Source organism: Citrobacter sp. wls615 (assembly GCF_005281355.1).
GTDB lineage: Bacteria > Pseudomonadota > Gammaproteobacteria > Enterobacterales > Enterobacteriaceae > Citrobacter > Citrobacter werkmanii.
In genome coordinates this window covers 53,086-73,883 of sequence record NZ_SZXM01000003.1, presented here as the reverse complement: position 1 = coordinate 73,883, position 20,798 = coordinate 53,086, and the positions used below count along the sequence as shown (strand labels likewise).

General features: G+C 51.4%; 20 protein-coding genes. 9 read left to right on the top strand and 11 right to left on the bottom strand.

Translation table 11 applies throughout. The features are described from left to right. Together FDX04_RS00530 and FDX04_RS00525 are read left to right on the top strand one after the other, a co-directional pair. A complete protein-coding gene (locus FDX04_RS00530; protein ID WP_137370327.1) occupies positions 1–1,668 on the top strand; it encodes an O-antigen ligase in 1,668 nt (555 codons plus the stop codon). Position 1,669: 1 nt separating this feature from the next. After that, a complete protein-coding gene (locus FDX04_RS00525; RefSeq protein WP_137360621.1) occupies positions 1,670–2,389 on the top strand; it encodes an EAL domain-containing protein in 720 nt (239 codons plus the stop codon). A gap of 15 nt (positions 2,390–2,404) precedes the next feature. Here FDX04_RS00525 and FDX04_RS00520 read toward each other — a convergent pair whose 3' ends face one another. From FDX04_RS00520 to fadE, 3 genes are all read right to left on the bottom strand, one after another. After that, the gene (locus tag FDX04_RS00520) at positions 2,405–2,815 is read right to left on the bottom strand and encodes a Spy/CpxP family protein refolding chaperone (RefSeq protein ID WP_006685973.1); all 411 of its coding nucleotides are present in this window, start codon (positions 2,813–2,815) and stop codon (positions 2,405–2,407) included. 184 nt (positions 2,816–2,999) lie between these two features. Then, positions 3,000–3,767, bottom strand: coding sequence for an amidohydrolase (locus tag FDX04_RS00515; protein WP_042310470.1), 768 nt, complete (start codon positions 3,765–3,767; stop codon positions 3,000–3,002). Positions 3,768–3,877: 110 nt separating this feature from the next. Then, positions 3,878–6,322: an acyl-CoA dehydrogenase FadE gene (gene fadE / locus FDX04_RS00510; protein WP_042310469.1), complete on the bottom strand. Its 2,445-nt coding sequence runs from the start codon at positions 6,320–6,322 to the stop codon at positions 3,878–3,880. Between the two features lie 239 nt (positions 6,323–6,561). Between fadE and lpcA the strand changes: the two genes are divergently transcribed. Next, positions 6,562–7,143 carry a D-sedoheptulose 7-phosphate isomerase gene (lpcA, locus tag FDX04_RS00505; RefSeq protein ID WP_016149592.1) on the top strand — a complete coding sequence of 194 codons (582 nt, stop codon included), beginning with the start codon at positions 6,562–6,564 and terminating at the stop codon, positions 7,141–7,143. Between the two features lie 111 nt (positions 7,144–7,254). Beyond that, positions 7,255–8,022 (top strand): class II glutamine amidotransferase, encoded by a 768-nt coding sequence (locus FDX04_RS00500; RefSeq protein WP_042310466.1) that lies wholly within the window; start codon positions 7,255–7,257, stop codon positions 8,020–8,022. On the opposite strand, the gene dpaA is transcribed toward FDX04_RS00500, so the two are convergent. Next, entirely contained in the window at positions 7,993–8,733 is a 741-nt protein-coding gene (dpaA, locus tag FDX04_RS00495) for a peptidoglycan meso-diaminopimelic acid protein amidase (protein ID WP_042310464.1), read from the bottom strand. The two genes, FDX04_RS00500 and dpaA, sit on opposite strands and share 30 nt — an antisense overlap. A 349-nt stretch (positions 8,734–9,082) precedes the next feature. Here dpaA and FDX04_RS00490 point away from each other — a divergent pair, with 349 nt between their 5' ends. Beyond that, positions 9,083–9,844, top strand: coding sequence for a C40 family peptidase (locus FDX04_RS00490; protein ID WP_137360624.1), 762 nt, complete (start codon positions 9,083–9,085; stop codon positions 9,842–9,844). 37 nt (positions 9,845–9,881) lie between these two features. On the opposite strand, the gene flhA is transcribed toward FDX04_RS00490, so the two are convergent. Genes flhA through FDX04_RS00455 form a run of 7 tightly spaced genes read right to left on the bottom strand, consistent with a single transcriptional unit; the run spans position 9,882 to position 16,139 of the window. Beyond that, on the bottom strand, positions 9,882–11,975 hold the full coding sequence (gene flhA / locus FDX04_RS00485) for a flagellar biosynthesis protein FlhA (RefSeq protein WP_137360625.1): 2,094 nt from the start codon (positions 11,973–11,975) through the stop codon (positions 9,882–9,884). Then, on the bottom strand, positions 11,959–13,098 hold the full coding sequence (flhB, locus tag FDX04_RS00480; protein WP_137360626.1) for a flagellar biosynthesis protein FlhB: 1,140 nt from the start codon (positions 13,096–13,098) through the stop codon (positions 11,959–11,961). Before flhB ends, flhA begins: the two co-directional genes overlap by 17 nt. Continuing rightward, positions 13,088–13,870 carry a flagellar biosynthetic protein FliR gene (gene fliR, locus FDX04_RS00475; RefSeq protein WP_137349244.1) on the bottom strand — a complete coding sequence of 261 codons (783 nt, stop codon included), beginning with the start codon at positions 13,868–13,870 and terminating at the stop codon, positions 13,088–13,090. The genes flhB and fliR overlap by 11 nt, the downstream gene beginning before the upstream one ends. A 1-nt stretch (position 13,871) precedes the next feature. Continuing rightward, positions 13,872–14,144 carry a flagellar biosynthetic protein FliQ gene (locus FDX04_RS00470; protein ID WP_003838859.1) on the bottom strand — a complete coding sequence of 91 codons (273 nt, stop codon included), beginning with the start codon at positions 14,142–14,144 and terminating at the stop codon, positions 13,872–13,874. A 12-nt stretch (positions 14,145–14,156) separates the two neighbouring features. Continuing rightward, complete coding sequence (gene fliP, locus FDX04_RS00465; protein WP_137370326.1) at positions 14,157–14,915, bottom strand: flagellar type III secretion system pore protein FliP; 759 nt, start codon at positions 14,913–14,915, stop codon at positions 14,157–14,159. Beyond that, positions 14,912–15,283 (bottom strand): FliM/FliN family flagellar motor switch protein, encoded by a 372-nt coding sequence (locus FDX04_RS00460; RefSeq protein WP_003838856.1) that lies wholly within the window; start codon positions 15,281–15,283, stop codon positions 14,912–14,914. The genes fliP and FDX04_RS00460 overlap by 4 nt, the downstream gene beginning before the upstream one ends. Beyond that, positions 15,276–16,139: a FliM/FliN family flagellar motor switch protein gene (locus FDX04_RS00455; protein WP_137370325.1), complete on the bottom strand. Its 864-nt coding sequence runs from the start codon at positions 16,137–16,139 to the stop codon at positions 15,276–15,278. Before FDX04_RS00455 ends, FDX04_RS00460 begins: the two co-directional genes overlap by 8 nt. A gap of 593 nt (positions 16,140–16,732) precedes the next feature. Here FDX04_RS00455 and FDX04_RS00450 point away from each other — a divergent pair. The 4 genes from FDX04_RS00450 to FDX04_RS00435 are packed head-to-tail and all read left to right on the top strand — an operon-like array spanning position 16,733 to position 20,798. Next, entirely contained in the window at positions 16,733–17,719 is a 987-nt protein-coding gene (locus tag FDX04_RS00450; protein ID WP_042310449.1) for a sigma-54-dependent Fis family transcriptional regulator, read from the top strand. A gap of 47 nt (positions 17,720–17,766) precedes the next feature. Further along, entirely contained in the window at positions 17,767–18,120 is a 354-nt protein-coding gene (locus FDX04_RS00445; RefSeq protein ID WP_042310447.1) for a flagellar hook-basal body complex protein FliE, read from the top strand. Positions 18,121–18,124: 4 nt separating this feature from the next. Continuing rightward, on the top strand, positions 18,125–19,804 hold the full coding sequence (gene fliF, locus FDX04_RS00440) for a flagellar basal-body MS-ring/collar protein FliF (protein WP_137366060.1): 1,680 nt from the start codon (positions 18,125–18,127) through the stop codon (positions 19,802–19,804). Then, positions 19,782–20,798 (top strand): flagellar motor switch protein FliG, encoded by a 1,017-nt coding sequence (locus tag FDX04_RS00435; RefSeq protein ID WP_006685955.1) that lies wholly within the window; start codon positions 19,782–19,784, stop codon positions 20,796–20,798. The genes fliF and FDX04_RS00435 overlap by 23 nt, the downstream gene beginning before the upstream one ends.

The window sequence follows — 20,798 nt, the reverse complement described above, 5'->3', positions numbered from 1 at the left end:
ATGATGAACGCACTGAATCGTATTGCGCCGCTGCCTGGCCAGAAATTATTGCTGATTGTCAGTCTATTTTTCTGGTGCGGGATCATGCACCTCTACTGGCTGAATAACGGCGGCAGCGGTCTGTCGTTGCCGCTTAATATTACCAGTTGGATCTACGCTGCGGTATTGATTGTAAGCGTAACGATGCTACTGCCTAACCGACGCTGGCGCATCACTGTACCTGCTATTGGATTTATGCTGGGTGCGCTGATCCTGATGCTGCTTTGTCTGCTGACGCCAGACATCTGGAGGTCCGAGGCGCTGCTGGTGGCGGGGGCGTTACAGGGTGGCGTGCTTGTCTATCTGGTGACGTTACAAATTCCACTTACGACAAACGTTCGCACGGTATTGCTGGCCCTGTTATGGGGGGGATGCGTCATCGAATGTCTGGCGTTTGTCTATCAGTACTGGCATTGGCCGGGCGTTGATTACTGGGAGTTCGCCTGGCGGCGCGGCACGCGGCCCTACGGTATTTTTCAGCAGGTCAACCTGCTGGCCAGTTTCACTGCGTGCGGCGTGCTGCTGTCAGCGCTGCTCTTTTTACGCCAGGGCGGCAGATATCGAGTTGTTTTCGGGGTTGCTCTGGTGATGATGGGATTTGTGCTGCATGAATCCCAGTCGCAAACCGGCTATTTGTCTCTGGCGGTCGGGGAAGTGTTGCTGCTGGTGGTGTTCCCTGCACAACGCCGCACGCTGTTGCTACTTCTCCTGCCGTTGGCGTTAGGTATGGCGACAGGCGCTGCCGCTCGCCATTTTTTGTCCGTTGCCACGGTTGATCATTTAACGACTTCTCATGTGCGCTGGACGGTGCTGAAAACATCACTGGCATTATTTGCCGAACGCCCGTGGATGGGATGGGGCGTGGGCAGTTTCGCTGCTGTTTTTCTCGAACGAGCGGGGCCATTGGGGCTGAGTAGCATCTCGCATCCACATAATGAACTGGTGCTGTGGCTGGTGGAGGGCGGTCTGGTTGGACTGGCGGGCGCGCTGTGTTTTATTGCGGGTGGGTTATGGCTCTGGCTGCACGGAAATTGCTGGCGTCGTGCCTGCCTGGTGGCGGCGTTGCCAGTGGTTATCCATATGTTGACGGAATACCCGGTCAGACAGTCAACGCCACACTGGTTATTGCTGATCCTGCTGCTTCGTTGCGCAGATGGCGCGCTAAAAGGGACAAGTCTGACGCGCCCGGCGACGTCGTTGATTCGTGGGCTGGCATTTATCTCGTTTCTGATAGCCACTCCCTTGTTACTTCTCACGCTACAGACGCAACAGCAACTGACGCTGGCGGAACGGCAGTCAACACAGTGGCAACTTGCCGAATCGCTCCCGGTGGGCGGTTGGTTGCTTGCCACACGCTACCACTTTGATCTCCAGATGGGATACCTGCAACGGTATCAACGTACCCGGAATGCTCGCTGGCTGGCGTTGGTCCGCCGTTGGGCGCCTGACTATGTGCGTGTTCACCCGGACCCGAATATCTCCTTCACGCAAATCTTGCTGGCGTTGCAGCAGCACGACATGGTTGAGGCGCAGCGTCTGGCGACCCGCTTTTACCTGATCTATCCCAACGATCGCCGTATCTCCTGGTTACAGGATGCACGACGTCCTTTTAATCAAAAAATGGAATGACATGAACAGACTCAGCGAACAGGCTCAATATGTACCCGAGCTTCCCCGTAATGCCGAACTGCTGCGGATCTCCGGGATCCGTTTGCAGCGCATTCATTTTTTTGATGATGCATCACTGGATGTCCGTGAGGTGTTAAGCCAGGTACGCACACCGCTCCCGCTGGATCTTTTTTTCAAGCATCTTTCTGTCACCGCGAAACAGCAGCTGTTTATGTGGCAAATGCAGCGGGTACTCTTACTCCCAGGAAGCTATTCGCTGAATTTATCCGTCAGGATGCTGACCTGTCTGTCGTGGATCTCGCGACTCACCAGGCAGGCGCATCAGGGGCGGATTGTTATTGAAATTCAGGATCCCGCTACCATGATGCGTCTGGAAAAGGCAGAACAGCAGGCGGTATGCATCGCCATAAAAACCCTGGTGCGCCATGGTTTTCGCGTGTGGCTGGATGACGTTTCGCCTGAGCTGTTTTTTGTCTGGCGACTGTCTGGCATCCGTTTTGATGCCATTAAAATTGAAAGCGGGATGTTTCATCAGTTCAGATCATCGGAGTGGCAGTTGAGGGTACTGGTCAATCAATTTCGCGGGCTGGGAGAGCGGGTGGTGATCGAGGGAGTAGAAACCGCGCAGGATTACGCCATCAGCCGTATGAGCGGCGCAGATGCTGTACAGGGCTTCTTTTTTCAGCAGGAGACTGTACCGAAAAGCCTGAATCATTGCTGATCCAGGCCCTGGAGATTACTCGCTCAGCGTTTGCGCGATATCTTTTTGTACCTGCTGGCGCTGCTCCGGAGTCAGCACTTTGTTCAGGTCAAAGTAGTATTTCACACGATAATAACGTGCCTGCTGTTCGATATTGCTGAACGCGGAAAGCTGGTTCTTGACGGCCGCTTCATCCCATTTCCCGGACTTGATGACGTCAATCAATGCACCGTCTTTAACATCTTTCACCGAAATCTGACCAACATTGGTTTCAAGCTGCTGGTGCAGTTTTTTAATCTGCGCAACCTGGTCGTTGGTCAGCTTAAGGTGCTGGACTACCGGGTCCTGAGCTGGAGCGGGAACATTGGATACATTTGCTGCAAATGTGCTAAAAGAAGCGCCAGCCACGGTAGCTGCCAGCAAGGTCATGCGTACGAAGTTCTTCATTTAGAGATCCTGATAAAGGAATTATTAACATTGCCAGTCACTCGCCGGTCCGGTTACGAGTGATTATCCGTTGCAGAATACGTTGCCCGCAGCATGTCGCCACGCGAATTTGTTTTGCGGTTGGTTACGGAGTGCAACAATCCCGCTACGTAAAAATGTTACGCAGCGGGAGGAGAGGCGATATCTACAGCGCGAACGGGTCGGCGTCCTGCCAGGCGGGAAACTTTTCGCGATACTCACGCAGTGCCGAGAGCGACAGTTCAGCGTCAATACGTGTGGCTTGATGCGGCTCGGCGGTGGCAATAATCTCACCCTGTGGATTTATCACCCGGCTGTCACCGCGATAATGATGACCGTTACCGTCAGTTCCTACACGGTTACATCCTGCTACATACGCCTGATTCTCAATCGCCCGTGCAGTGAGCAGAACCTGCCAGTGCAGTGAACGCGGCGCGGGCCAGTTAGCCACATACAAGGCGAGGTCGTAATCGTTACGGTTGCGCGACCACACCGGAAAACGCAGGTCATAACAGACTAACGGCAGAATGCGCCAGCCGCGCCATGTAAAAATAACGCGCGCTTCTCCCGCCTGGTAATGCTGATGTTCATCCGCCATGCGGAACAGATGACGTTTGTCATAGAAATGCACATTACCTTCGGGCTCGACCAGTAAAAAACGGTTAACCGCACCGCGTTCGGACTGAATCGCGGCACTGCCCGCGATCAGGGCGTTCGTCTGTTGCGCTTTGGCGCGCATCCAGCTTACGACTTCTTCCTGCGGCAGCGATTTGTTTGCTGCTTCCATCGCAAATCCGCTGGTAAACATCTCGGGCAACACAATTACATCACGTCCGGTGACGGTTTCCAGTTGTCGGTCGAAATGGCGCAGGTTGGCCGGGCCATCCATCCAAATCAACGGTTGTTGCAGCAGAGTAATTTTCAAACCAGGCACGATCGAGGCTCCTCGTTGAACAACATTTTGACACTGTAGCATGAGCTTTAACGAAAATGTGGCAATAAAAAGCCCCGCATTAAGCGGGGCTAAATGTTATGCGTGTGTCGTTATGCCGCTTCGACTTTACGCACTTTCTCTGGCAGCTTTACCGGCTGAGTCGCCAGCTCCTCGGGTTCAAAGTCATCCACGTTGATACTGCGCAGACGGCTCGCTTCGGCTTTCACCAGAATCGCGGCTTCGTCTTTATCAATCAACCCTTTGGCCAGCGCGTTATGCGCCAGTTCGTCCAGGCGGGTAAACGGCAGGTTTTTACCCAACTCTTTGCAGATCCGCTGGTGGATAGGGTCGGCTGCAATCACGTCCAGCAGAGCCTCTTCCAGCAAACCGACCGGATTATGCTCGCTTGGCGTCAGGTATTGACCGCGACCAAGGCGAGAACGGGTGGCGCTCGGAACCTGCAAAATCTTCGCGACCTTATGATCCAGCTTGTCGGACGGTGCATGATAGTGGCGACCGGTCGGGAAGATAACCACACTCAGCAAACCGGCAACCAAACGGTTCGGGAAGTTTTTCAGCAGATCGTCCATCGCCTGTTCGGCTTTGTACAACGCATCCTGGACGCCCCAGTGAACCAACGGCAGGTCGGCTTCATTACGGCCTTCATCGTCATAACGCTTCAGCACCGCAGAGGCCAGGTACAGCTGGCTTAACACATCCCCCAGTCGCGCCGAGATACGTTCACGACGCTTCAGGCTACCGCCCAGAACAGCCATGGACACATCCGAAAGCAGTGCCAGGTTGGCGCTCAGACGGTTCAGGTGCTGATAGTAACGTTTGGTCGCATCGGCGGTTGGCGTGCTACTGGTTAAGCCACGCGTCAGGCCCAGCCAGAAACTGCGTACTTTATTGCTGCCAACGTGACCGATGTGTTTGAACAGCAACTTGTCGAACGCATTCACATCGTTATTCTGCGCCGCAGCCATCTCTTCCAGCACATACGGATGGCAGCGAATCGCACCCTGACCGAAGATCATCATACTACGGGTCAGAATGTTAGCGCCTTCAACGGTAATGGCGATAGGCGCCCCCTGATAAGCACGGGCGAGGAAGTTGCTTTCGCCAAGCATGATGCCTTTACCGCCAGTAATATCCATGGCATCGATGATTGATTGCTGCCCACGGTGGGTACAGTGATACTTCACGATAGCCGACAGTACCGCCGGTTTTTCACCCAACATAATGCCGTAGGTAATCAGCGACGCCGCAGCATCCATCACGTAGGCGTTACCGGCAATACGCGCCAACGGCTCTTCAATACCTTCCATCTTGCCGATAGAGATTTTGAACTGGCGACGAATATGCGCATACGCGCCGGTTGCCATTGCGACCGATTTCACGCCGCCCGTGGAGTTAGACGGCAGGGTAATACCGCGCCCCACAGACAGACATTCCACCAGCATACGCCAGCCCTGACCGGCCATTTTTGGGCCACCGATAATGTAATCAATCGGCACGAAGACATCTTTGCCCAGCGTCGGACCGTTCTGGAACGGCACGTTAAGCGGGAAGTGGCGACGGCCAATCTGTACGCCCGGGGTTGAGGTTGGGATCAGCGCACAGGTAATGCCGAGTTCCTCTTCCCCACCCAGCAGTTTTTCCGGGTCGGAGAGTTTAAATGCCAGACCCAATACGGTAGCGATAGGCGCCAGCGTGATATAACGTTTGTTCCAGGTCAGGCGCATCCCCAGCACCTGCTGACCCTGCCAGTCACCCATACAGACCACGCCGGTATCAGGGATCGCGCCTGCGTCGGAACCTGCTTCCGGGCTGGTCAGGGCGAAACATGGGATCTCCTGACCACGTGCCAGACGCGGCAGGTAATGATTCTTCTGCTCTTCGGTGCCGTAGTGCTGCAGCAGTTCGCCTGGGCCTAATGAGTTAGGTACGCCGACTGTGATTGCGAGGATCCCGGAGACGCCGGAGAGTTTCTGCAATACGCGAGCCTGAGCATACGCGGAGAATTCCAGCCCGCCGTACTCTTTTTTAATGATCATCGCGAAGAAGCGGTGTTCTTTCAGATACGCCCACAGTTCCGGCGGCAGATCCGCGAGTTCGTGGGTGATCTGGAAGTCATTCGCCATGCGGCATGCTTCTTCAACCGGACCATCAATAAACGCTTGTTCTTCAGCTGTCAGATGCGGCTGAGGATAGTTATGCAGTTTTTTCCAGTCAGGTTTCCCCTGGAACAGGTCGCCTTCCCACCAGGTAGTACCGGCATCAATCGCTTCTTTCTCTGTACGCGACATTGGCGGCATGACTTTACGGAAACCGCGGAACACCGGCGCAGAGATCATGGATTTGCGCATCGGCGTAAAGTTAAACGGTACGAGAATAATGGCCAGAGGAACCAGCAGCCAGACTGACCACAGACCTGCCACGCCAAGCGCAGCCGTCCAGGCGAGCAAAATTAAGCTGCTGAGGAATAAGCTCACGCGGTGATAGAACAATACGCCGAGCAGAACAACCGTAGCGATAATACTCAAAATCATCATAACGAAAAGCTCCCTTGCTTGTAGGAGGTCTGACCACTTGTGATGATATGGTTGTAGTGGATGTAAATTCTTTTAGCAATGTGTTTACAAAATAATTACAACAAAGCTCACATTGTTGGTGTTTTAACCGGCACAAAAAATCAAAAGCCGCGGCCATTCCTGTGGCTTGTACTTCTCGCTGGTAGCGCTATCCGGTACACTGCATCTTGTCATTTACATTCATGCTGAAGGATATCCTCATGTACCAGGATCTTATTCGTAACGAACTGAGCGAAGCGGCGGAAACGCTGGCTAATTTTCTTAAAGATGACGCCAATATTCACGCCATTCAGCGCGCGGCGGTCCTGTTGGCAGACAGCTTTAAAGCCGGTGGTAAGGTACTTTCTTGCGGTAACGGCGGTTCCCATTGCGACGCGATGCACTTCGCCGAAGAGCTGACCGGGCGCTATCGTGAAAACCGCCCTGGTTATCCGGCTATTGCTATCTCTGACGTTAGCCACATCTCCTGCGTCAGCAACGATTTCGGTTACGATTATGTGTTCTCCCGCTACGTTGAAGCGGTTGGCCGTGAAGGTGATGTCCTGTTAGGCATCTCGACGTCGGGTAATTCTGGTAACGTGATTAAAGCGATTGCCGCAGCGCGTGAGAAGGGGATGAAAGTCATCACCCTGACCGGTAAAGATGGCGGCAAAATGGCGGGCAGTGCGGATATCGAAATTCGTGTGCCGCACTTTGGCTACGCTGATCGTATTCAGGAAATTCATATCAAAGTGATTCATATCCTGATTCAGTTGATCGAAAAAGAGATGGTTAAATCATAAGAAGGCGATTGCCGGATGGCGGCTGAAGCCTTATCCGGCCTACATGAGCTCCACGTAGGCCTGATAAGCGCAGCGCCATCAGGCAGTTCACGGTTTTAAGGTAGGTGATGTATGTGCGAACTGCTCGGGATGAGCGCCAATGTGCCAACCGATATCTGCTTTAGCTTCACCGGGCTGGTTCAGCGCGGCGGAGGGACCGGGCCGCACAAAGACGGCTGGGGTATTACGTTTTATGAGGGTAAGGGTTGCCGTACGTTTAAAGATCCGCAACCCAGCTTTAATTCGCCTATCGCTAAACTGGTACAAGACTATCCCATCAAATCCTGTTCCGTAATTGCCCATATTCGTCAGGCGAATCGTGGAGAAGTGGCGCTGGAAAATACCCATCCATTTACCCGTGAACTATGGGGACGCAACTGGACGTATGCCCATAACGGGCAGCTCAGCGGTTATAAATCGTTGGAGACTGGTAATTTCCGCCCGGTCGGTGAAACCGACAGCGAAAAAGCCTTCTGCTGGCTGCTGAACAAGCTGACAGAGCGTTATCCACGCACGCCAGGTAATATGACAGCGGTGTTTAAATATATCGCGGCGCTGGCAGGAGAACTGCGGGAGAAGGGCGTCTTCAACATGCTGTTGTCTGACGGTCGTTATGTGATGGCTTTCTGCTCGACCAACCTGTTTTGGATCACCCGTCGAGCGCCATTTGGCGTAGCGACGCTGCTGGATCAGGATGTGGAAATTGATTTTAGCTCAGAGACCACACCCAATGATGTGGTCACCGTGATTGCCACTCAGCCGTTAACCGGCAATGAAACCTGGCAAAAGATTATGCCAGGCGAATGGGCATTATTTTGTCTCGGGGAGCGCGTAGTTTGATGCCAGCTGCGGTTGAACGACTTCGTGACTCAATGGCTTGCTGATAACGTAACGGCCATCGACGACGGAAACGGTCGGTGGCTTACGCGTTTGTTCAAAGTAATCGTATCCTGGCTTTAACTGGGCCCAGAAATCTTTGTAATACGAAAACTTATGACGCTGCATGTTGGCATCGGTCATGCGGAACGGGTAAATGCTCACCTGTACGCTGGATTGTCCGAACACCAGAGCGCCGGTGACAAACTGGAAAATCTCATCAATACCGTTGTCGGTCATCGCATAGCAGCCGACGGAAACGCAGGCGCCGTGGATCATCAGGTATTTACCTTCATAACCGTGTGCACGGTCGTAGGCGTTAGGGAAACCGATGTTAATCGCCTTATAGAAGCGGCTATCCGGTTTGAGCTGTCCGCGTTGTACGCTGTAAAACCCTTCCGGGCTTTTGAAATCGCCCTGACGCTGTTTCGGCCCTAAACCGCCGGAATAATTACAGATCTTATAACTGTCGAGCAATTGATACTGTTCGCCCATCTTGACGTACAGATCCAGCGTTCGCTCTTCTTTGAAGATCTGGATATAGACAGGGGAGCCCATTAACTGCTGCTTATATTCTTTGCTGACAGGCGTGGTCGGGCTGCTGCTGCTCAGCAAACCAGCAAATGAAACGCACGGCAATAAAAGCATCGCAAGAAAAAATGCGATTTTACGCATACTGCTTATTCCTTGATAAAACGATTACACACGCCAGGACGGCAAAAAGAGTCCCCAAATCGGATAAATCTGGATCTGGAGCGCTCACATTAGCACCAAGAGAGTTTTTCGCAAGTCTCTCGTGCGGCGTTTACACTTTAGTTTTTCTTTATACGGAAAATTGCGCTTAAAGGCAGTCAGACACTGGCTTGTTTTGCTGGTTAGCACACTGCATTACTTCTTATTAGTGAAGAATGTCTAATGTATTGAATTTAAAAAATTAATTATTTAATAATCGAATATTAAACAGGAACGATGAGCAATAGCGGTAAACTGCGGCGAACGTGTTTGACCAGGTATTCTTCTTTTCATGTTTTTTGTCTCTGCGCCCCGTTGCTTCTTGCCGGGCCTGCTGTCTTTGTGTGTTGTACTGTCATTACCGTCTGTCGCCAAAGTTCAGACCCACTTATCTGACGCCCATTTAAGCTATGCGGCGCAATTGCGGATGCGTAACCGCGCCCGGCTGCTGAAGCAGTATCACGCCCAGGTAAAAAAACAGGCAAGCTACGTGGTGGAAGGCAACGCAGAAAGTAAACGCGCGCTGCGCCAGCAGAATCGGACGCTGATTAAACAGCACCCGGAGTGGTTCCCTGGCCCACTAAAAGCCAGCGACCATCGCTGGCAGGAACTGGCTGAGAATGATCATTTTCTCAGTAGCGATCATCTGCACAACATCACTGAAGTGGCCATCCACCGACTTGAGCAACAGCTAGGTAAACCCTACTTGTGGGGAGGTACCGATCCTGATGAAGGGTTTGACTGTAGCGGGCTGATTTTTTATGCCTACAACAAAATCCTGGCGGCAAAATTGCCCCGGACGGCGAATGAAATGTATCACTACCGGCGGGCAACGATTGTCTCAAATCGAGATCTTCGCCGTGGTGATTTAGTGTTCTTTCATATTCACAGCCGGGATATTGCCGACCATATGGGCGTCTATTTGGGGCAGGGGCAATTTATTGAATCGCCGAGGACGGGAGAAACCATTCGGGTGAGCAATTTATCCGATGACTTCTGGCGGGATCATTATCTCGGTGCCCGTCGTATTCTTACGGAAAATACGATTCTGTAATCAAAAAGGCGGTGTAAACACACCGCCTCGCCAGGCGTTAACTCAACGCCCCCATGATCTTTAATTCCAGCTCATCCGGAACTTCGTTATAAGACAACACCTGTAGGCCCGGGGCAAACAGGCGCGCATAGCGCGCGAGCAGAGGACGTAACTGCGGCGCGACCAGCAGCACCGGCTCTTTCCCCGCCGCTTTCATCTGCTCTTTTATCTGCGGCATATTGGTCTGGAACTGATTCAGCATATTGGGATCGACCGGCACACTGTCCAGCACCACTTTTCCACTTTGCTGAGCCTGATTCACCACATTCGCCAGCAGATTCTCCAGTTCACTATTCAGCGTATATACCGCCAGCTCATCTTTGCGTACAAACGGGTGGGTAATGCTGCGACGTAGCGCCAGACGCACATCCGCCGTTAACAGAATATGATCTTTGGTCACGGCGCTACTGGCGACCAGTACGGTGGCTATGGTGACGATATCGCGCAATGACACACCTTCGATAAGCAGCGCCCGGTACACTTTCAACAGTTGGCTGTAATTCAGCGCTGCGCTCAAATCTTCCGCCAGACGTGGCGCCATAGAAGAGAGACGGTTATGCAACTGCGTAATGTCATCGTAATTAAACAGCTCTGGAATATAGTTACGAATGATCTTATTCACATGCGTCGCAATGACGCTGGCGCTATCAATAACCTGATACCCCATATTTAACGCTTTCGCTTTTTGCGCTGGGACAATCCAGGTGACCGGCATTCCGTAGGCCGGATCGTGACCTAAAACACCGTCGATCTCGCCATAGGTTTCACTGGAGGGCAGCGCCATCAGCTTATCTGCGGGAATGTCGGCCTCATCAGCCTTGATCCCATTGATAAAAATGGCGTACTGGGTCGGTTTGAGGCGGAAGTTTTCACGAATGCGAATTTCCGGTAACAACACGCCGTTGCTGTCTGAGATCACCTGCCGCACACCGCGAATACGTTGAGTGAGCGGATTCCCTTTGGATTTATCGACCAACGACACCAGCTTGTATCCCAGGCTCAGGCTGATAGGTTCAATTAAAGGGATGGTTTCCCAACTGACCTGCTGCTCGGTGGTTTCTGCGATGGTTTTGGTCAGCGTTTCGAGATTTTTCTCTTCGGTCTCCGCAACCTTGGGGCGCTTGCTCATGCGCCAGGCGGTGAATCCCAGCAGGGCGCTGAAAATCAGGAAGGGGAAATGAGGCATCCCCGGCACCACTGCCAGCACAAACATAATGCTGGTGGCGGTATACAGCACGGAGGGGCTGGCCAGCAGTTGGCTACGCACGTCTGTGGCAATATCGCCGCTGTCGCTTACACGGGTGACAATGATCGCTGCCGCGGTCGACAACAGCAGAGAAGGGATCTGGGCGACCAGGCCGTCACCGATGGTCATCAGTACGTATTGCTGGAATGCGGCTTCGGCGCTTAAATCGTATTTAAAGATCCCGATACAGACGCCGCCGATCAGGTTGATAGCCAGGATCATCATCCCGGCGATGGCATCGCCGCGTACGAACTTTGACGCACCATCCATCGCGCCATAGAAATCCGCTTCGCCCGCTACGTCTTTACGTCGTGCTTGCGCCTGCGCCTGATTAATCAGTCCTGCGTTGAGATCGGCGTCAATTGCCATCTGCTTACCGGGCATGGCGTCCAGCGTAAAGCGGGCAGAAACTTCGGAGATACGCTCCGCACCTTTGGTCACCACGATAAAGTTAATGATCATCAGAATGATGAACACCACGAAACCAACGACAAAGTTACCGCCGATCACCACCTGGCCGAAGGACTCAATCACCTTACCGGCAGCGCCTGCACCCATGTGACCGTGCAGTAATACCACGCGTGTTGACGCCACGTTCAGCGTCAATCGCATCAGGGTGGTGATCAGCAGAATGGTCGGGAACAAGCTGAATTCGAGCGGGCGTTTCGCTGAAACGGCCACTAACAGCACCATCACCGCCAGCACGATGTTAAAGGTGAACAGAATATCCAGCAGGGCCGGTGGTAACGGCAGGATCACCATGGCCAGGATACACAGTATAACCAGCGGAATGCCGATGTTACCGTTACGCAGCAGCGCCAGGAATTGTTTAGTTGTTTTCGGCATCCAGTTTAAGAACCTCTTTTGGAATGGAAATATGTCTGTTCAGCGAAGGACGTGCTTGTGAACCGTCACGCCAGTGCTTCATTTGCAGTACATAGGTCAGGACGTGTGCAATCGCCCGATACAGTTGAAATGGGATCTGTTGATTCACCTGGGTGGTGTAATAAACGGAGCGTGCCAGCTTAGGAAACTCAACAACTTCAATATTGCTTTCTGCCGCCACCTGGCGGATATACAGCGCGATTTCATCAGTGCCTTTAGCAACCACGAAAGGCGCTGCGGCGCGTGACTGGTCGTACTGTAGCGCCACGGCATAGTGGGTTGGGTTGGTGATCACCACATCGGCTTTTGGCACAACTTTGCGAATTTGCCCCATAGCCATTTGCCGTTGCAGGCGACGGATCCTGGCCTTAACCTCGGGTTTACCTTCCTGATTTTTATACTCTTCTTTCACTTCCTGTTTCGTCATCTTCAGCCCTTTGGTGAACATTTTTTTTGCCAGAGGGACATCGATCAACGCAAAGAAAACAAACAGGATGACAAAGTTGCGCATGATGCTGCTGTACAGCGCCAGGCCATCGCTGATGGCCTGTTTGAAATGAAGCTCTTGTAAGCCGAGGAATGCGGCAACGTTATTGCGTACGCTGAGCCATAGCATCACCAGCAGCACTATCGCTTTGAGCGTCATCTTGCCGGTATCGACCAGATGGTCGGTGGAAAACAGGCGACTAATCCCTTTGATCGGGCTTAATTTGCTAAAGTCCGGCAATATTTTTTTCGGCAGGAATAGCCAGCCTCCCGGAATCAGTGAGGCAAACAGCGCGGCAACCGGCATGGGTAACAGCGTCAGGATGAATTTCCCCAGAATCAGCAGATGGTGCTCAAGGAACTGACCGATGATATCCGGGTCATTAATGTTCTGCGCGTACTGATGCACGCTGATAAAGCTTTCGCGCACGAAATCTTCGTACCAGGGAAAGCTGCTGGAGATCACCATAAACGCGGCAAACAGACTGGCGGCAAGCCCCATATCTTTTGAACGCGGTATTTGCCCCTCTTGTCTGGCCTTGCGAAGTTTTTGCGCCGAGGGTTTTTCTGTTTTTTCTTCGCTACTGTTATCCGCCATAGTGCCCCTTCAACGCGTCAAGCTGCTGTAAGACGAAATTCGCCAGGTGCAAATAGTGGTCGGGCAGGTTGTAAAGCAGAGTCGCAAAGCAGATCAGGCCCGCCAGCATGTTGATGGGAAAACCTAATGAGTACAGGTTGAGCGGTGGTGCAATACGGTTTAGCAGACCAAAGCAGCCCTGAACAATCAGCATGATGAAGGTTGTCGGCAGCGCCAGCAGCGTGGCGGCGGCGAATACCCAGCCCAGCGCCAGGGAAATCGTGCGCAGAGATTGCGGATGCAGAGCATTGCCAATCGGCCAGTAAGTAAAGCCTTTGAATAAAATACTCACCAGCAACAGATGTCCGTCCATGGCAAAAAACAGTATCACCGCGTAGATGTTGATCATTTCCGCCAGCACCGTCGTTGACGCGCCGCTGCTGGGGTCGTTCATTACCGCCATGCTCATCCCCATATTAAAAGAGAGGATCTGACCCGCCAGTTGCAGCGCTAAAAATAAAAACTGCAGCATCAGGCCAAAAAGCATCCCCCACAGAAACTGCTCTGCGGTCAAAATAATGCTGTTCATCGACAGCAGGCTGGTGGGCACCGGGTGGGGGATAAGCGGCGTAATGATAAAGGCCAACGCCAGTGACAAAATAATGCGTATCCGTATGGTGAGCGCGGCATTATCCAGTACCGGCGCGTAGTGAATAAACGCCATAATGCGCACGAAGGGAAACCACATACCCAGTATCAGATTACTTAACTGCGTAATATCTGTTTCGCGCATGTCAGTGCACCAGAATGGCGGCCTGAGTGAACAGATGCACGCAGAGATCGCTCAACTGGACGATCATCCATTTTCCGCAAATACCTAATACCGCGAGGGTGACGATCAGCCTGGGTAAAAAACTAAGCGTTTGTTCGTTAATCTGCGTCACAGCCTGAAAAATGCTGACCAGCATACCGACCAGCAGGCTGGGAACGACTAACACGCAGACTAAAATGATCACAACTTTTATACCGCTGGCGACGATGTCTGCGGCTACATCAATGGTAAGCATGTCCGATCTCCGTTAGCCCAGTCCCAGACCGCGAATGCTGGAGGTCAGCGTCCCAACGGTCAGCGCCCAGCCGTCAATAAGTACAAACAGCATCAGCTTAAAGGGCAGCGAAACGATCAGCGGTGACAGCATCATCATCCCCATCGCCATCAGTACGCTGGCGACGATCAGGTCGATCACGAGGAACGGAATGTAAATCATAAAACCTATCTGGAAGGCGGTTTTGAGTTCGCTTAGTACATAGGCGGGAACGATAATGGAAAGATCCTGATCAACGGCGTTCCCTTTCGCGTTGGCGATGGTCATTATCTGCGCAATCGCTTTTTTATTGGTCTGCGCCAGCATAAAGCGTTTCAATGGCGAAGCGGCTGTACTCAGGGCGTTGGGGAGCGTGATTTGATCGTTTTCAAAAGGGACCACGGCATGATCGTAAATGTTGATCCAAATTGGGCGCATCACCAGCATGGTTAACGACAGCGCAATGCCAATCAATATGCGGTTCGGCGGCGTTTGTTGCAGCCCCAACGCCTGACGCAGCAGGGAAAGAACAATAATAAAACGGGTAAAACAGGTCATCATCAGCACCAGGGTAGGCAGAATGCCCACCAGGGTCATAAGGATCAGTACCTGGATTTTTACGCTGTATTCCTGGCTATTTCCGTGTGAAACCACATTCAGCAACGGGATATCTCCCCCTTGCGCGCAGGCAAAGGGAGAAAGGATGAGTAACGAGATACCCAGTAAGAGTGTGAGTGTTGGCGCGCGTTTCATGGTGCCAGGTCGTTGATTTCATGCGTGTTGAATTCAAGGACGCGCAGGCCATATTTTTCGTTGACCACAACCACTTCAGCCTTACCTAGCAGGATATTATTGACCTTGATATCCAGCGGTTCACCGGCGAGTTTATCCATCTCAATGACGGTGTCGTCATCGATGTTCAGCAGATCGGCCAGCATCACCTCTACGGATGAAACTTCCAGCGTTAGCGTGACCGGAATACGTTTGAGTAATGACATCGACTCGGAAAAACGGTCTTCTAAACGCGCCACCAGCTTTTCAGTGACAGACGGTGCGGGTGGCGTAGTCGCTTCGGGGGCTAACTCGAAGCCTTGCTCTAAAATATCTTCTGGCTTACTCATAGGATTTCTCCGTCTTGCTCGTTAATTCGGACAAAAACAGTTTGTCTTTATCCTCTACGATCAGGGCATTAAATAATTCGGATTTCCCGATATAAACAGGGAAAGTATCAGGCATCGCAATCGGTAAAATATCGCCGGGTTTAATCGTTGTCAGGTCGGCAACATTCAGAGGAATTTCTGCAATCTTCACGTTCATGGTTAGCGGCAGCGTATGAATGATTTCTTTGATCAGCGTTTTTTTACGCGTTTCAGCGCTGGCTTTATCAATCTGCTTTTTTTTCTCTCCATGCTCGCTACGGCGAATCAAATTCAGAATATAATCGGTATGCGAATCGTCCAGTAAGATGCGGAAACTGCAATTCTCATCATCACCTAATACAAATGTAAGCTGATAAGCCCAGTGGGTTTGTATGGTGCTGCTGTCGGGTTTGAGCGTCAGGGGAATACCAGATATATTTTTATTAAAAATGATATTGCAAATATCCAGTGCCAGTCTGCTTCGCAAGCGGATTTCCGTTTTGGTTGGTAAATCATCTTGCGACTTCTCGTCGGTGAGAGATGATGCCAGACCATAAAAGTTACCTAATAACATTAACAATAATGCGCGATCGATATCAAAGGCCAGATGCCCAACCTGAGAAACTAATAATTCCGCACTTTTATTGATAACATCCATCTCACAGTGTATTTTTTTTAGTGTTATATTTGTGCGATGTTTTTTCAGGAAATAGTTTCCAAGATGTGATTCAATTGTATCAAAACTTCCCGTAAACATAGTCGGCAGACGATGATATGGACGTCCAAGCCGGTTTCCTTCAAGTTTAAAGATTCCGGGCGTTTGACTATATTTCAGCATGGTACGCTTTCTCAGCTGTAATTTCTGGGGCGGATGAGTTGATATCAAATTCCGCGGTTATCAAAGAAAATACAAATCCATTTAATTTACTGTTCATCCTTGACGCTATTCTCATAGTGTTGAAGTCCATTAGATACGAAATGCAGTACCTACTCACGTCTATGGAGTAGGGCTGGATATTAGATATTTTACCCCTCTCCTCTGCAAGTTATTAATGGTGATGAACTATAATTAAAAAATAATTAATTACGCATCCGTGATGTTGCCCACTTACTGCCTGTCGCTGCTTAGGCTTATCATTATGTCTGTTTTTTACGCGATTTTTCTTATATGTTGATGTTTTTAAAGGAATAATATTTTTATTATCTTTTAATTTAAGATTGTTAATGTTACTGGTGATAGTATTTTTTTAGGAAAATCCCTATATGGAAATAGTCTCCGATAGGGCTGCCCTGTGAAAGGGCGGTAAAACATGAGCAAGGATGAGATTAAGACATGGCACGGGCGATATCTATTATTCGATGATTGTGCTTTGGAATGATTTGTATATTTCTCGTAACGGATGTTAACTTTACTTCTAAGTGTAAATAATCATGTTTGAACTTATTGCCGAAGCAGCCTCCAGCATTAACGTCTTTTCAATGGCCAGGCGTATTGCTGCTTTTAATGTTCCTGTACTTATCCATGGCGAAACCGGTACTGGTAAAGAATGTATCGCCAAATTTATTCACTCGATTGCATTTGCGCAGGAGGCGTCGGCGCCTTATATCGGTGTGAACTGCGCCGCTATTCCTGAAAACATGCTTGAAGCAACGCTCTTTGGTTATGATAAAGGGGCGTTTACTGGAGCGGTGGCCACCGTACCGGGAAAGATGGAATTAGCCAATAACGGTACATTACTGCTGGATGAGATCGGCGATATGCCTTTGGCACTACAGGCCAAAATACTACGTGTATTACAGGAACAACAGGTTGAGCGTTTAGGAAGTAACCGTCTCATCAAATTAAATTTTCGTTTAATTGCCTGCACCAATAAAAATCTTGAAGAAGAGGTTGCGGCAGGACGCTTCAGAGAAGATCTCTATTATCGCATGTCAGTGATTCCATTGACCATGCCGCCTTTGCGCGAGCGTATGGAAGATATTATCCCTCTGGCGGAATCCTTTATTAAAAAATACTCCACGGTGCTGGTAAAAAATATCAAGCTTTCTGAATCGTCACGCCGGGCGTTACTGAGCTATGCGTGGCCGGGTAATGTGCGCCAACTGGAGAACGCCATTCAACGAGGAATGATCCTGAATCGTGATGGCGTCATTTATCCCGATACGTTAGGCCTGCCATCCATTGAGTCCGATTCCTGGAGCGAGCCGCAATGGCAACCTAAACCCAGCGCGCAGATCACCACCAGCGACAATCTGGGCCAGCATGGTCGCAGCGCACAGTATCAATATATCGCTGACCTGATGCGCAAATATCAGGGTAATAAAACCAAAATCGCTGATTTATTAGGAATAACCCCACGTGCGCTTCGTTATCGTCTGGCATCAATGCGAAAACAGGGAATAGAAATCTTTTCCTGAATCAGTCTGTGGTACCGAGAACGCTTTTCTAATTTTAAGAGTAGGTCATGAGCATAAATACGATAGCCCCAGCCAGTACCATGCAGACGCAAATGATGCAGGACATGCAGCAGATGAAAGCGGTCGCGCAAGCGCCCGTCCTTTCGCCGATGCAGGTAAACCCCCAGTTGGCATCATCTCCGGTTTCGTTCGACCGGGTTATGCAGGGGGCGCTGAATCATGTTGATCGGTTCCAGCAGGTTGCGGAACAAAAACAAACGGCCATTGAGATGGGGAAAAGCGACGACCTGGCGGGGGCGATGATCGCCAGTCAGCAGGCATCGTTATCGTTTTCCGCGCTGGTGCAGGTACGTAATAAAGTCGCTTCCGGATTCAATGACCTGATGAGCATGTCAGTCTAACGCTATGAATGAACTAATAAAAAAAGTAACTCAGTTTTTACCCTCGTTCTCTTTCAGGCTGGATGGTAAAAAACGCCTGGCGTTACTGGCGGCAGCGGCTATTGCGGCTACCGCCATTATTGTCAGCGTGCTGTGGAATGGCAACCACGGCTATGTTTCGCTGTACGGTAGCCAGGAGAATATCCCGGTTTCGCAGATAGTCACCGTGCTGGATGGTGAAAAACTGGAATACCGCATCGATCCGCAAAGCGGACAAATTCTGGTTCCGGAAGAGGCTTTGTCCAAAACGCGAATGACGCTGGCGGCGAAAGGCGTTCAGGCCATGCTGCCCAGCGGCTATGAGCTGATGGACAAAGATGAAGTGCTGGGTGCCAGCCAGTTTGTGCAGAACATTCGCTATAAGCGGAGCCTGGAAGGCGAACTGGCGCAAAGCATTATGACGCTGGATGCGGTTGAGAGCGCCCGCGTGCATCTGGCGCTCAATGAAGAGAGTTCTTTTGTCGTCAGCGACGAGCCGCAAAACAGCGCCTCGGTGGTGGTGCGTCTGCATTATGGCAGCAAGCTGGATCTCGATCAGGTGAATGCCATCGTGCACCTGGTATCCGGCAGTGTGCCTGATTTGAAAGCTTCGCAGGTCAGCGTTGTCGACCAGGCGGGGAATTTGCTGTCCGATGGTATTGGCGCGGGTGAAGCGGTTTCTGCGGCGACGCGTAAGCGCGACCAAATCCTCAAAGATATCCAGGATAAGACCCGCGCCAGTCTCGCAAATGTTCTCGACTCGCTGGTAGGAAGCGGTAACTACCGGGTGAGCGTGATGCCGGATCTCGATCTGAGCAATATCGACGAAACCCAGGAGCATTACGGCGATACGCCAAAGGTTAATCGTGAAGAAACGGTACTCGATAGCGATACCAACCAAATCGCCATGGGGATCCCCGGCTCGCTGAGTAACCGTCCTCCATTGGCGGCAAATCAGGTGACGAATGGTGCCAATGGAACCGCGCCAGAAGAGCCTCGCCAGCCTGCTGCGTTGTCAAAGCATAGCGAGAACAAACGCGACTACTCCTGGGACCGTAGCGTTGAACATATTCAGCATCCTGGTTTCGACATTAAACGTTTAAATGTGGCCGTGGTACTTAACCAGAGCGCGCCTGCGTTGAAGAACTGGAAACCGGAACAAACCACGCAATTGACGGCGCTGTTGAATAACGCCGCCGGGATTGATGCTAAGCGTGGCGACAATCTGTCCTTATCGCTGCTTAATTTTGTGCCGCAGTCGATCCCCGTCGAGCCGGTGGTCCCCTTATGGAAGGATGACAACATTCTGGCCTGGGTGCGTCTGATTGGTTGCGGCCTGCTGGCTCTGCTGTTGCTGCTGTTTGTTGTTCGTCCGGTCATGAAACGGCTGACCGCCGAACGTCGCCGGACGTCGACACCAGAGCTGGCGCTGGACGCCGCACCGATCGCGATTCCTGCGGACAAACCTCATTTTGCGGCCGCTGAAGATGAACGCAAAAACATTGAACTGCCTTCTTTCCCTGGTGACGACAGCCTGCCTTCGCAGAGCTCCGGTCTGGAAGTGAAGCTGGAGTTCCTGCAAAAACTGGCGATGAGCGACACCGATCGCGTAGCTGAAGTTCTCAGACAATGGATTACCAGCAATGAGCGAATTGACAATAAATAACGGCAGCAACAACAGCTACCTGGAACAGGCCGCAATTTTATTGCTGTGTCTGGGCGAGGAGGCGGCTGCCACGGTGATGCAAAAACTCAGCCGTGAAGAGGTGGTTCGTCTGAGTGAAAACATGGCGCGTCTGTCTGGGGTAAAAACCAGCATGGCAAAAAAAGTGATCAATAACTTTTTTGATGAATTCCGCGAGCAGAGCGGTATCAACGGCGCATCGCGTTCCATGCTGCAAGGGATCCTCAATAAAGCGCTGGGCACAGAAATCGCCAGCAGCGTGATCAACGGTATTTATGGCGACGAAATTCGTTCGCGGATGGCGCGTTTACAGTGGGTGGAACCGCGCCAGTTGGCGATTCTGATCTCAGAAGAGCATTTGCAGCTACAGGCCGTATTTCTTGCCTTCCTGACGCCAGAGATCTCGGCCACGGTACTGTCTTACATGAATGAGTCAGTGCAAAACGAGATCCTCTATCGGGTTGCCAAACTGAACGATGTGAACCGGGATGTGGTGGATGAGCTGGATCGTTTGATCGAGCGTGGGCTGTCAGTGCTCTCCGAACATGGTTCGAAAGTGAAAGGGATCAAGCAGGCTGCGGATATCGTTAACCGCTTCCAGGGGAACCAACAGGTGATCCTCGATCAGCTGCGCGAGCGCGATGAAGATGTGCTCGAACAGTTGCAGGATGAAATGTACGACTTCTTTATTCTGAGCCGCCAAACTGACGAAGTGCGTCGTCGACTGCTGGACGAAGTGCCGATGGAAGACTGGGCTGTGGCGCTGAAAGGTACCGAAGCGCTGTTACGCCGCTCGATTTATGCCGTGATGCCTAAGCGCCAGGTACAACAACTGGAGGCGATAACCTCACGTCTTGGTCCGGTTCCGGTGAGCCGTATTGAACAGATTCGCCGTGAAATCATGGGAATTGCCCGCGAGCTTGAGGAAGCGGGTGAAATTCAGCTACAGCTGTTTGCTGAACAGACGGCGGAGTAA